Source organism: Moraxella cuniculi DSM 21768 (genome assembly GCF_900156515.1).
Taxonomy (GTDB): Bacteria; Pseudomonadota; Gammaproteobacteria; order Pseudomonadales; family Moraxellaceae; genus Moraxella; species Moraxella cuniculi.
Map to the genome: position 1 here is coordinate 41809 of NZ_FTNU01000017.1, position 12076 is coordinate 53884.

Sequence of the window (12076 nt, forward strand, 5' to 3'; positions counted from 1 at the left end):
AACATCAGGCAACGATTGCAAATTTAGCCAAATTAAGGAGTGGACATGACCACATCACCAATCATTGTGGCGGTGGACAAACACAATCTAAATGATGCACTGGCTTTGGCTGATAGTCTCGACCCAAGCCTATGTCGCCTTAAGGTAGGCAAAGAGCTTTTTACGGTTTGTGGCAGCGAGGTTGTCAAGGCCTTTCATCAGCGTGGTTTTGATGTGTTTTTGGATTTAAAATTCCATGACATTCCCAATACCACAGCCCAAGCTGTATTGGCCGCAGCAGACATGGGTGTGTGGCTGACCAATATCCATGCCAGTGTCGGTGTGGATGCGATGAAATTATGCAAATCCCGCCTGCAGGCAGGGGGGTATCAGACCATGCTCATCGCTGTAACGGTATTGACTTCAATGCGTGATGCTGATTTGGCACAATTAGGCATTGCTCGCAGTGTTAGCGAGCAGGTGGTGCATTTGGCAGGATTGACGCATGAGGCAGGATTGGACGGCGTGGTTTGTTCTGCCCAAGAAGCATCGTTATTAAAACAAAAATTCGGCAAGCAATTCCAGCTAATCACACCAGGCATTCGTCTGGCAGATGATGATAAGGGCGATCAGGCACGAATTTGCACACCGCCAGAAGCCAAACAGCTGGGTGCCGACTTTTTGGTTATTGGTCGGTCAATTACCACAGCCAATAATCCCAATGAAAAATTACGATTGATTTTATCGCAGCTAAATTAATAAATACCGCAAAACCTTGCTGTTTGCAAGGTTTTTTATTGTCAAACATTCTGTATCGCTTGATTGGCAATCTCACCGATTGCAGCCAATAATTTGGCAATTACTGCGACTTTGGCGCATGCTGATAGTGCGTAGGGTCAATAATCCCTGCATCGGCAAAGCCCTGTTTTCTTAGATGACAACTATCACAAACGCCACATGCTCTGCCATCACCGTCAGCCTGATAGCAAGAAACGGTTTGGGCATAATCAACGCCCAGCGACAACCCCAGTTTTAGCGTCTGTGCTTTGGATAAGTGCTGCAAAGGAGCGATAATGGATAGGCGATGGCCTTGCCTGCCTGCAACTGTCGCAAGATTCGCCAATTGCTCAAAAGCAGCGATATAATCGGGACGGCAATCAGGATAGCCTGAATAATCCACCGAGCTGACACCGATGACGATTGCAGACGCCTTGCTTACTTCAGCCACCGCCAAAGCATAGGACAAAAAAATAGTATTGCGTGCTGGCACATAAGTAATGGGAGCAACCCGCTGCGAGTCATCATAAATAACACTTTGGTCATAATCAGGCACGCTAAGATTAGGATCGGTCAATGCTGAGCCACCAAGTTTGGCAATATCAATATCTATAATATGATGAGCAATGCCCAAAATTTTGCTGATTTTTTCGGCAGCAATCAGCTCACTGCTGTGCCGCTGACCATAGCGAAAACTGATGGCAGTAATGTGAGCAAATTGTGATTTTGCCCAGTATAAACAAGTGGTGGAATCCAAGCCGCCAGAGAATAGCACGACCGCATTTTGGTGATGATTTGACATGGTATAAAGTTATAAAATAATAAAACGGTGATTATTTTAACATGATTGTGGATATTTGTGTTGATTATCAATAAACAGCTGTAAAATTACCAACAAAGCGTGATAAAATAACCGATTTAAATTCGGATCAATCGCTTAGGAGTGCTGATGGATGCTGAAATTGTAAAAATCATTCTTGCATTTGTGGTGCTGATTAACCCATCAAGTGCCGTGCCATTATTTATCAATATGTCGCAAGGCTACGACATACACCAAAAACGCAAAGCAGCACGCATTGCTTGTGCAACTGTCTTTATCACCATTGCATTTTTTGCTTTGTTTGGTGAAATCCTGCTACAAGGACTGGGTATCTCGCTTGGTTCATTTCGTGTGGCAGGGGGCATATTGTTATTTTTGATTGCACTTGGCATGATGAGTGATGGCAATAACCCAGCCAAACCCAATGAAGATGAATTAACTTCTGACGAACCCAAAGACCTAAAACCCCTGACAGGCAGTGCGGTTGTGCCACTGGCGATTCCGATGATGATTGGCCCCGGTGGTATTTCAACGGTGATTATTTATTCGGCACAAGTAACTGACCCCATGCGACTGGGGCTTATCGTGTTGGCAGGATTGTGCATCAGTATTTTTTGTTATGTTTCGTTAATGGCTGCTGACAAAATCAGCCAGCTGCTTGGCGATACAGGATTAAATGTCATCAATCGCATCATGGGGATTATCTTGGCAGCACTTGCCATTGAAATCATCGTTTCTGGATTGCGAAATATTTTTCCTGCTTTATTATAACTCGGCACAAGGCAGCTTTGATGGTCAAGTTGCCTTGTGTTCATTTAATGACCAATTATTAAATTAATATTAATTATATATTAAATAATAATTATAAATAATTACCAGAATTAATAAATCATTGATTAGTTTTGATTAAAAATAATCAGTTTATTTGCTTTCATCAAGCGGTATTTGCAGTCTTGTGCGACTGGGGCTTATCTTATCAAGCAAACCACGCTCCACAGGCAAAATCCCTCCATCTATCATCTCTGCCAATACCTCTGCACAAAAAGGTGCAAAGCCAAAGCCCTTAGAGCCTAAACCGTATAAACAATAACTGTGCTTGCTGTGTGGTGCTTTGCCAACCACAGGGTGATAATCGGGCGTTTGGGCACGAATCGCCGCTCGTCCATAAAATTGGGTATCTTCATTGATTTGCTGCAACTGACAGTACTGTGGCAGACTTTGGTTAAGTTTTTGATAATTAAACAAATGTTCATCATGATATACCGCTGTGTCTGTGCTATTTCGCACAAAACTTGCCCCAAATAACAAATAGGGCTTCTGGTTGCTAGAATCAACAAAATGACTGCAATAGCCTTCGTATTTCACCGCAGGGGCGATATCGTCATAATGATTAGCAGCCACCCATGAAACTTGGCCACGAATTTTTCGGCAGTTAAATAAATGCTCATGCAATAAATGGCTGGCAAATCCTGCACAAATAACCACCGAATCAAAGTGAAAGTTTTTGTCAATGGTTGCCAAATTTACACCATCATCGCACTCGGTTATGTTATTTATATTATAATTTTGATAAGAAAATCTTTGGTAATTTGCCAAATCATTATTAAGAATTTTTGCAATATTTGCTGGGTATAAAACACTGCCCATGCGGACAAAGGCTGCAATATCAGCATTGCTCATATCCTGCTCTAGGGCGACTGGCGGTTGATATGATGACTGCTTAAGGGTTTGAATCAGCTCATCTGGGTATTCATCAATCAATTGCTGGCGTTTTTGTGCAGATTTTTGGCTGGGTAACAGTAAATCTATTACGCCAGTGGTTTTTATGACTTGACTGTACTTTGTCAGTGCTTTGTAATGACGATATGAATACAAAAAGCTGGCAGTTGGCAAATGATTGGCAACCTGCTTGGATATGGTGAGTTTTGGGGCAAGCAACGCACAAGGATTGCCAGAAGCACCTGACATTAATGGATTTTTGTCAAAAATAGTTACAAAATGACCTCGTTTTAGCAAAGCCATCGCCATACTGACACCACTGATACCACCGCCGATGATGGCGATGTTTTTGGCAGGCGACTTGAGAGATTTTTTGGGGAATTTTGGTTGATATGGCTCATTGGCAGAGTGTAACATATCTCGCTTTCGCCCAAAACCTACTCCTTTGACAACATCAAAACCAGCATCAAGCAGCGATCGTCTGACAAAACCTGCAGCGGTAAAAGTCGCCAGCGTCGTCTGTACGTGTGATAATCCTGCCATCGCTGCAAACAAGGGCGGTTGCCACATATCGCTATTTTTGTTTGGGGTAAATCCGTCCAAAAACCACGCATCTATGCGTTGTTGTTGCTGGGTTGCAAGCAAACCATACAGGCTCTCGGTGGCATCTTGAAACCATAAATCAAGGGTAATCGTATCGCTAATATGCAGACGATGGCAACCAGCGATCAGCAAGGGATAATTGTCAAGCAGTATTGATGTCCATGCTGCAAGCGGGGTATGCTGCCAAGCGGATAGGGCGTGGGCTAAGTCGTGGCGACTTAGGGGAAATTTTTCGGTACTGATAAAGTGCAATTTGGCGGTTTTTGGGGCGAGCGTTTGCCATAACTGACAAGTTGCCAAAAAATTCAGCCCTGTGCCAAAGCCAGTCTCACCAATCACAAAGCATTCTTGCTCGTCTAGGGTAGCAAAACGCTCTGGCAACCGATTGCCCTGAAAAAAAACATGATGCGTCTCATCAAGACCGCCTGCCTGTGAAAAATACACATCATCAAACTGTGTAGAAATCGGCACACGGTTGCCATGATGGTCAGTTTGCCAAGAAATTGTTGCTGCACTAAGCACGGGCTGATGGTGATTTGTCATATCAAAACCAAAAATAAAACAATGCCTTATTTTATCACAATCAATCAACCACGCCATCACTGATGGTAATTTTTTCACCAAAATTCAATGGGTGAGTAGGGCGGCTGACAGGGTGCGGATTGTTGCTTTGGGCTTAGCCATTTGTTGCACTACATCTTCTCATCAGCCTTAGTCAGTAAACCGTTATGCCAAAACCCATTTTACAATACACCGTTGATGCCTTTACCCACCGAGTTTTTCAGGGCAATCCTGCCGCCGTTTGCGTGCTGGACGATTGGCTAGATGATGCCACGCTGTTAAACATCGCCAAAGAGAATAATTTATCGGAAACCGCCTTTGTCGTGCCGAAAAATGCCACGTCACAAAGCGATTTCGACTTGCGTTGGTTCACGCCCACCACTGAAATTGATTTGTGCGGACACGCCACCCTTGCCACCGCGTTCGCCCTCACGCAGGCTCTCGCCACCCCACCCGACACCTTTTATTTCCACACTCGTCAAGCAGGCGTGCTGACCGTGCAAAAACAGGACGATTTATTTCTGATGGATTTCCCCGCCTATCCTTTAACGCCAGTGGCGGATGTCGCCAAAATCGGCGAAGTGCTGGGCGTTACCCCCAAGGTGGCTTATTTGGGGCGAGATTTGCTCTGCGTTTTTGATGATGAAAATTGGGTCAAAAACTTCGTGCCAAATGATGAAAAAATCGCCCAACTAGACGGCTTACTGTGCCACATTACCGCCCCAAGCGGTGAGTTTGACTGCACTTCTCGCTCGTTCGCCCCGAAAGTTGGGATCAGCGAAGATCCCGTGTGTGGTTCAGGGCATTGCCACATTTTCCCCTACTGGGCGAAAGCCCTCGGCAAAGCTAGCCTCATCGGCTACCAAGCCAGCCCCAGAAGTGGCATTTTGCAAGGAAAAATCAGCGGTAATCGGGTTGTTTTGGGTGGAAAAGCGGTATTATTCGCCAAGTCAGAAATCTATCTTTAAAGAAACAGAATGAAAAAGTATCGTTTGACGGCGTTTTTTGCTGTTTTTCTCACCGCTTGCCAAACGCATCCTGCGATCCATCAAGCACAAAAAGCTCAATTTGATCAAGCGGTTAGCCTTTATCAAGCGAAAAACTACGCCCAAGCCAAACCGCTGTTTGAACAAAGCACTCATATAAAAGCCAAACGCTATTTGGGCTTGATGTATTTAAACGGCGAGGGCATGGCGAAAGATAAAAAACAAGCCTTTGCCTATTTCAAGCAAGCCAGCGAACAAGGCGATATTAGCTCGCAATACTGGCTTGGGTTTTGCTATGAAAACGGGATCGGCACGGCACAAAACCTCACGCAAGCGGTCGGTTGGTACAAAAAATCCGCCGCACGAGGCGATCACATCAGCCAACCTGCGATGGATGCCTTAACAAGATTAAAAGTCAGTCCTTAACATAAGGAAAAAGCCGTATGAAAAAACACCAATACCGCATCACTGTAGATTATCTTGCCGACAACAGTGGCAACCTCGTTGAAGTCTTACCATTGGTATTTGAAGCCCCTAACCACGACAACCTGTTTGAGTTGCTAGAAAAAGTCAAACAAACTCACCCTGACATCAGCGAACAAGATTTAAGCCGTTTTCTAATCGGCTTGAAACTGTTCGGCGAAGTGATTTTGGAAAACCGCCACAATCCGTTTTTTGCTCGTTTCTCACCCATGATGAAAGAGATTATGATGACTTTAAAGGGCGGAAAATAATTCAACCCAATCAACTTTGGAGAAAATTTATGAAAAAATTTATCTTTACTGCGGTATATTTGATGGCATTGACTGCTTGCCAAACCGCATCGCAACACGCACCAACGCAAACCGTCAGCCAGACCAACCCTGCGTGGGATACGCAATATGGCGGTGCCGACAAATCTTACGACAGCGAATTGTTGAAAATGCGTGAAATCATCGCCCCGCAATTTCAAGTGTTTGAATTTGTGGATAAATCGGGCGTGAAAATCACCTACAATCTCTACACGCCGAAAAATCTTGACCCAAATAAAAAATATCCGCTGGTAATGTTTATTGCGGACGCGTCCACCGCTGGCAAAGGGGCGAAAGCACCGCTGATGCAGGGCTGGGGCGGTATTATTTGGGCAAGCGAGGAAAGCCAAGCCAAAAATCCAGCATTTGTGCTGGTACCTGCCTACGACACCAAAGCCACCAGCGATGATTGGCAAACCAGCAACCAAGTCAAAGTTACCCCGAATTTGGTGCGTGAAATCGCCAAAAAATACCCGATTGACAGCAAACGCCTCTACACCACAGGGCAATCAATGGGCGGTATGATTTCGTTTTATTTGAACAGCATTGAGCCAGATTTATTTGCCGCTTCAATGTTTGTCGGCAGCCAGTGGGACATCAATGTGCTAGAGCCTTTGACCCGTGCCAAATTCATCTACACCGTCTCCGCCGCCGACCCGAAAGCTTCGGTCGGTATGAAAGAAGTGATTGAATTGATGAACAAAAACGGCGTGCAAATTGCCGAAACCGAATTTTCCGCCAAACTGCCACAAGCCGAGCAAAATCAAGCGGTCGCCAAAATGCTGGCTGAAAACAAATCCGCCAACTTTATCCGCTTCACGCCAAACACCGTTGTACCACAAGGCAACACCCACAAAGGCGGCGAGCATATGTACTCGTTTGATTATGCCTACAAACTTTCCCCTGCCCGTGAATGGCTGTTTAAACAAAGCCGATAGGTTGATTGAAAGGTGGGCGGTGGGATTGCCCGACACCCCAACGGAATAAATCCTCTGTGCGGCAAGAGAGGGGTAGGGCGGGATTTAAAATCTCACCGCTCCCCCCCCCCCTTGCTTTCTTTCCCTTTCTTTGGATTAACCCCAAAATATCGCTTATATTCTCTGCTAAACTGACTGATACTCTCATACCCCACCCAATACGCCGTCTCTTTGATGGATAGTTTTTTGTCAATGAGTAAATTTTTGGCGCAATTTAACCGCAGCTGCTTTTGATATTGTAAAGGGCTTGTGCCTGTCAAGGTTTTAAATTTTTGGTAAAGCACGCTGCGACTGATGCCATACTTCTGTGCCAGCGTGTCAAAATTAATGGGTAGGCAAAAATTATCCTGTATATACGCCACAATCTGCATTAGATTTTGGGTATTTTTATTGGAAAAAATCTGATGGCATAAACGACTGCCTGCCAATGTTCTTACCAGATGGTAATGCAGTTCAGAATGCCAAAGTGGTAACAAAGCCTGTCTATCATCAGGACAATCAGGCAAATCTGCCAGCCTTTGTAACAATGGACAAATCCTCCCATCATCAACAGGCATAATCTTAAACGGCAAGTGCTGCTCATTAAAAATGGCAAACTTGTGATACTGTGCCAATGCCACAAAATCCAAACGATACATCAGAATCTTGGCAATATCGCTGTCGGTTGGGACTTGCACCATAATAGGGTGTTGCACCGTTGATAAATATAAGCCTTCGGAAAGATGAACACTGTCTTGTTCATCTTTGGCATTCAATTTGCCTTGCTGTACCCATAACAAGCCAATGGTAGGGTGGCGGCGTCGCCAAATGCCATCAGCTTGGATTATGCCTGTGCGTAAGTGGGGTAAGATCTCGTTTATTTGGTAGGCTTGAGATGATAAATATTCTTGCCAAGCATTGATATCAAGCATGAGAAATTTTCTTAATTTAGGACAATTAGGCAAATATTTTAACACAAATTGGCAATGATTTTTGGCATTTTATTTTATAATGAACGAAATTTGATACATACTTTTTATGATGCTTCAAGACAACGGTTATATTTTTAAGCCTCATGAATTGCCAATGATGGCAGGTTCGCCAGCTACGCCTGATATGTCAGGCAAACGCCGTCTGCTGTATGGCTTGACGGGTTTTTTCTTGGCGGTGGCAGCGGGGCTACAAAATGGACTAATGACAGCAAACATTGCCAATTTGCGTGGCGAACTTGGCTTGACCTTGCAAGAAGGTGGCTGGGTAACGCTTGCCTATTTTATGACCTATACCACGGCGAGCATTTTGTTTTTTAAAATCCGTCCGCATTTTGGTTTGGCAAAATTTATACGATGGACTTTGCTGTTGGTGCTGGCAAGCAATGTGTTGCAGGTATTTTTTCGCAGTTATGAAGTGGAAATTATCGCACGGCTGATGATGGGCATGGGAACAAGCGGCTTGTTTACGCTGGGTGTGTTGTATGCAATGTTATCGGTGGCAGGCATGGCAAAAGTTGCCCTGATTGTGATTTTGTCAGGCTTAATGCAGGTTGCGGCAACTTTAGCACTTATCATTACGCCCAATTTATTTGATGATGGTAATATGCAGGCAGTGTTTGTGTTTCAAGGGGCGATAACCGCTCTGGCAACCGCTTGTGTGCTTGCTTTACGCTTACCGCCCACATTGGAACAAAAAAGCTTGTCGTGGCGTGATGTGCTAAGTTTTGTCTTGTATACCGTCGGTATAGCACTGCTGTGTGCGTTTTTGATCCAAGGGCAGATTGTGTGGTGGACAACCGATTGGCTTGGCTATCTGCTGGCTTTGGCAGTGCTTGCGATTGGTTTGATGATGTTGATCGAATTAAACCGTGCCAAGCCCTTAATAGACTGGCGGTGGGCATTGGGTCGCAATATGCTGATGTTTTTGATAATTTCGTTTTTGACCAGAGTATTTACCGCTGAACAAGGCACAGGAGCAAACGGATTTTTGCAAGCATTGGGCTTAACCACCAGCCAACTGATCACTTATTACACCATTATTGGCTTGTCATCGGTGGCAGGGATAGTGTTGTCAGTAATCAGATTGGACATTAAAGACATTCGCCGCCCGATTGTCGTGGCATTGTTTGGCATTGCCTTGGGGTCTTATCTGGACATTGGAGTCAGTAGCCAAACGCCTGTGTCGTATTTTTATACCAGTCAGGCGATTTTGGCATTTTCGTCTTTTTATTTTGCCGGTCCTGTCATGCTAGAAGGTATGGTGCGAGCAATGGCAAAGAGTACCGATTATATTGTTAGTTTTATTGCTGTGTTTGCAGTATCGCAAACTTTGGGGGCACTTTTGGGGTCAGCGGTATTTGGTTATTTTATTACTTACAAAACTCGTGAGCATTATGCCAATATCAGCCAGCAGCTGACCGACACACCTGCCAATCTGCTGCCGAACTTGATAAGACAAGCCAATCTAGAAGCAACTGTGCTTGCTTATAATGATTTGTTTTATTTGATTTTTTTGTGTGCAGGGACAAGTTTTGTAATTAGCTTGTTTGCTTGGCTATATCGGCGTATGCGTGGTATCAATGTATTGGCAAATGAAATGGTCGCCCTAGAAGCAATGAAATCCAAATGAGAAGTGAATGAGAATATGAGTGAACAAATCAACAAAAATGAAACTGACGGCACAAACTGCCCTGATAATAGTACAGAAACAAACCATACCAGCGACACGGCACAAAACACTCCGCCAAAACAAGCCCAATGGCAGCCCAAAAAACAATCTATTTTGGGCAAAATATTGATATTAGGGCTGGTTTTGGCAGGGGTATTTGGGATTTTGTATGCTTATCAATTACCGCCCTTTATGCCCAAATTCGTTGAAACCGACAATGCCTATGTGCGTGGCAAGCCTGTTGTGGTCAGCCCCAAAGTGGCAGGCTATGTCAAAGAAATCATGGTGCAAGATTACGAATGGGTGGAGCAGGGGCAGCCGCTTGTGCAAATTGAAACCGACCAATATGAGATGAAGCTTGCCCAAGCCCAAGCAGGGGTTAAAGCTCAAGAAGTCAGTCTGCAAAAAATCAAGCAAGCGAACAATTCAGCCGTTGCCAATGTGGCGGTGATGGACGCCAACATCGCCTCTGCCAAAGCGACCTTGGATAATGCCAAAGTCCAGTTTAACCGAATGAGCGAGCTGGTCAAAATGAACGCCGTCTCTCGCCAAGAATACGACAACGCCAAAACCAATGTACAAAAAGCCGAAGCTGGCTTGCAGCAAGCCCAAGCCCAAAAGAAAAATGCCGAACAAGAAATTGCCAATGTGGGCGTGAACGAACAAAGCAACCTTGTCGCCATTGACAACGCCAAAGCAGGGCTGAACCTTGCCGAATTGGAATTGTCGCAAACCTTGATTAAAGCCCCTACAAGCGGACGCTTGGGTGAAATTTCCGTCAAACAAGGACAGCTGGTTTCGGTAGGAACGGCATTGATGAGCGTGGTTCCGCCAGAGCATTGGTTGATTGCCAATATCAAAGAAACCGAAATTGCCAGCATTGCCGTGGGAAATACCGCCCAAATTGAAATTGACGCATTGGGCGGCAAAACCGTGCTGACAGGCAAAGTGGTGCAAATCGCCCCCGCCACAGGATCAGAGTTTAGCAGTACCAAGACCGACCCCAGCACTGGTAATTTTATTAAAATCACCCAACGAATTCCTGTCAAAATTGAATTTGACAAAGGTCAAGATTTTATCAAAGATATCAGCATCGGAATGTCAGCACGGGTAAAAATTGATAAAACTACTCTGAAGTGAGCGGTGGAAATGGCGTTTGGTTTATGATAAAACCACGCCCTAAGAAAATAGCATATATCGTTTTTTGGTGTTAATTTAACAAAGGAGATGATTATGTCTTTGATTTTAAATGTATTACACAAAGCATTTTCACTGAATTCCTCTATGCTTCATACCGCCGAAAGCATTCAGCACGAAATCCAATTTGCCACACCCCGAGCCGATTTAACCAATTCGCTAAAAAAATCATGTGATGTGAAAGTGCAATACCTGCACGAACGCCAAGTTATCAGCCTAACGCCCAAAAACAAAACACCAACCAAAACCATCATTTATCTACACGGTGGGGCGTATGTTGGTGATTTGCAGATTGCTCATTGGTGGATTATTCAAGCCCTTATTGACAAAACAGCGGCAAGCGTGATTGTGCCGATTTACCGCCTTGCTCCACACGCCACGATAGACAGCGAATTGCCCTTTGTGCTTGCTTGTTATGACAGTGCAAAAACCGCTGATATTTATTTGGCAGGGGATTCGGCAGGGGGCGGATTGGCGATGGCATTGGCAATTGAGCTTCGCTAGCAAAATAAACCAAAGCCCAAAGCGGTGTTTTTATTCTCGCCTTGGCTCGATGCCACAATGACCAACCCTGCAATTGATGAAGTTGCTCCAAATGACCCCATGCTTGACAAAGGCGGACTGATTTGGTGCGGACAAGTATGGGCAGGCACTCGCCCAACCACAGATCCACAGGTCAGTCCAATTTATGATGAATTAAATGATTTGCCAGATTTGCATATTTATCAAGGCACTTATGATATTTTTATTGCCGATGCCAAACGCTTTGCCGAAAAAGCCAAGCAAGCAGGGACGGTTTGTCATTTACATATTTTTGAAAAGGCGTTCCATGTTTTTATGGGAGCGACCATCGCACCAGAATCCAAGCAAGTGTTTGATGATATTCAAAAAGTGATGGGAAGTTAAATTAAAAACACCGTTTGAGTTGATATGAACCGCACCCCAAAAGTTAGACATTCCACTACTAACTCTTGGGGTGCTTTCTATGGCAAAATACACACTTGATTTCAAGCTGTCTGTGATGGC

Annotated in this window: 11 protein-coding genes and 1 pseudogene; 9 read left to right on the forward strand and 3 right to left on the reverse strand. The window is 44.6% G+C overall.

The genetic code is table 11. The features are described 5' to 3' along the window. The first annotated feature begins 45 nt into the window (after positions 1 to 45). Positions 46 to 738, forward strand: a complete 693-nt coding sequence (gene pyrF / locus BW928_RS09145) for an orotidine-5'-phosphate decarboxylase (RefSeq protein ID WP_076555923.1) — start codon at positions 46 to 48, stop codon at positions 736 to 738. Between the two features lie 100 nt (positions 739 to 838). Here the strand turns inward: pyrF and queC are convergent, their stop codons facing one another. After that, complete coding sequence (gene queC, locus BW928_RS09150) at positions 839 to 1558, reverse strand: 7-cyano-7-deazaguanine synthase QueC (RefSeq protein WP_076555924.1); 720 nt, start codon at positions 1556 to 1558, stop codon at positions 839 to 841. Between the two features lie 147 nt (positions 1559 to 1705). Between queC and BW928_RS09155 the strand changes: the two genes are divergently transcribed. Further along, on the forward strand, positions 1706 to 2347 hold the full coding sequence (locus BW928_RS09155) for a MarC family protein (RefSeq protein WP_076555925.1): 642 nt from the start codon (positions 1706 to 1708) through the stop codon (positions 2345 to 2347). A 150-nt stretch (positions 2348 to 2497) separates the two neighbouring features. Here the strand turns inward: BW928_RS09155 and mnmC2 are convergent, their stop codons facing one another. Beyond that, complete coding sequence (gene mnmC2 / locus BW928_RS09160; protein WP_076555939.1) at positions 2498 to 4441, reverse strand: tRNA (5-methylaminomethyl-2-thiouridine)(34)-methyltransferase MnmC2; 1944 nt, start codon at positions 4439 to 4441, stop codon at positions 2498 to 2500. A 185-nt stretch (positions 4442 to 4626) separates the two neighbouring features. Between mnmC2 and BW928_RS09165 the strand changes: the two genes are divergently transcribed. The 4 genes from BW928_RS09165 to BW928_RS09180 are packed head-to-tail and all read left to right on the forward strand — an operon-like array spanning position 4627 to position 7174. Beyond that, positions 4627 to 5427 (forward strand): PhzF family protein, encoded by an 801-nt coding sequence (locus BW928_RS09165; RefSeq protein WP_200800843.1) that lies wholly within the window; start codon positions 4627 to 4629, stop codon positions 5425 to 5427. Between the two features lie 9 nt (positions 5428 to 5436). Continuing rightward, positions 5437 to 5871 (forward strand): tetratricopeptide repeat protein, encoded by a 435-nt coding sequence (locus BW928_RS09170; protein WP_076555926.1) that lies wholly within the window; start codon positions 5437 to 5439, stop codon positions 5869 to 5871. Between the two features lie 17 nt (positions 5872 to 5888). Beyond that, positions 5889 to 6179, forward strand: a complete 291-nt coding sequence (locus BW928_RS09175; RefSeq protein WP_076555927.1) for a DUF3861 domain-containing protein — start codon at positions 5889 to 5891, stop codon at positions 6177 to 6179. Positions 6180 to 6208: 29 nt separating this feature from the next. Then, positions 6209 to 7174, forward strand: a complete 966-nt coding sequence (locus BW928_RS09180; protein WP_076555928.1) for a carboxylesterase family protein — start codon at positions 6209 to 6211, stop codon at positions 7172 to 7174. A gap of 92 nt (positions 7175 to 7266) precedes the next feature. On the opposite strand, the gene BW928_RS09185 is transcribed toward BW928_RS09180, so the two are convergent. Continuing rightward, positions 7267 to 8124, reverse strand: a complete 858-nt coding sequence (locus tag BW928_RS09185) for an AraC family transcriptional regulator (protein ID WP_076555929.1) — start codon at positions 8122 to 8124, stop codon at positions 7267 to 7269. Between the two features lie 106 nt (positions 8125 to 8230). Here BW928_RS09185 and BW928_RS09190 point away from each other — a divergent pair, with 106 nt between their 5' ends. The 3 genes and pseudogenes from BW928_RS09190 to BW928_RS11970 all read left to right on the forward strand — a co-directional run bounded on the left by BW928_RS09190 (position 8231) and on the right by BW928_RS11970 (position 11956). Continuing rightward, entirely contained in the window at positions 8231 to 9814 is a 1584-nt protein-coding gene (locus BW928_RS09190) for an MFS transporter (RefSeq protein WP_076555930.1), read from the forward strand. Positions 9815 to 9829: 15 nt separating this feature from the next. Further along, complete coding sequence (locus tag BW928_RS09195) at positions 9830 to 10993, forward strand: HlyD family secretion protein (protein WP_076555931.1); 1164 nt, start codon at positions 9830 to 9832, stop codon at positions 10991 to 10993. A 54-nt stretch (positions 10994 to 11047) separates the two neighbouring features. Further along, positions 11048 to 11956 (forward strand): annotated as a pseudogene (locus BW928_RS11970) (alpha/beta hydrolase). Positions 11957 to 12076: the final 120 nt, after the last annotated feature.

Excerpts from the sequence above, each read along its gene's own strand:
- BW928_RS09180 (WP_076555928.1), top strand. The coding sequence starts at position 6,209 with ATGAAAAAATTTATCTTTACTGCGGTATATTTGATGGCATTGACTGCT.
- mnmC2 (WP_076555939.1), bottom strand. The coding sequence starts at position 4,441 with ATGACAAATCACCATCAGCCCGTGCTTAGTGCAGCAACAATTTCTTGG.
- BW928_RS09165 (WP_200800843.1), top strand. The coding sequence starts at position 4,627 with ATGCCAAAACCCATTTTACAATACACCGTTGATGCCTTTACCCACCGA.
- BW928_RS09195 (WP_076555931.1), top strand. The coding sequence starts at position 9,830 with ATGAGTGAACAAATCAACAAAAATGAAACTGACGGCACAAACTGCCCT.
- BW928_RS09155 (WP_076555925.1), top strand. The coding sequence starts at position 1,706 with ATGGATGCTGAAATTGTAAAAATCATTCTTGCATTTGTGGTGCTGATT.
- BW928_RS09190 (WP_076555930.1), top strand. The coding sequence starts at position 8,231 with ATGATGCTTCAAGACAACGGTTATATTTTTAAGCCTCATGAATTGCCA.
- BW928_RS09170 (WP_076555926.1), top strand. The coding sequence starts at position 5,437 with ATGAAAAAGTATCGTTTGACGGCGTTTTTTGCTGTTTTTCTCACCGCT.
- pyrF (WP_076555923.1), top strand. The coding sequence starts at position 46 with ATGACCACATCACCAATCATTGTGGCGGTGGACAAACACAATCTAAAT.
- BW928_RS09175 (WP_076555927.1), top strand. The coding sequence starts at position 5,889 with ATGAAAAAACACCAATACCGCATCACTGTAGATTATCTTGCCGACAAC.
- BW928_RS09185 (WP_076555929.1), bottom strand. The coding sequence starts at position 8,124 with ATGCTTGATATCAATGCTTGGCAAGAATATTTATCATCTCAAGCCTAC.
- queC (WP_076555924.1), bottom strand. The coding sequence starts at position 1,558 with ATGTCAAATCATCACCAAAATGCGGTCGTGCTATTCTCTGGCGGCTTG.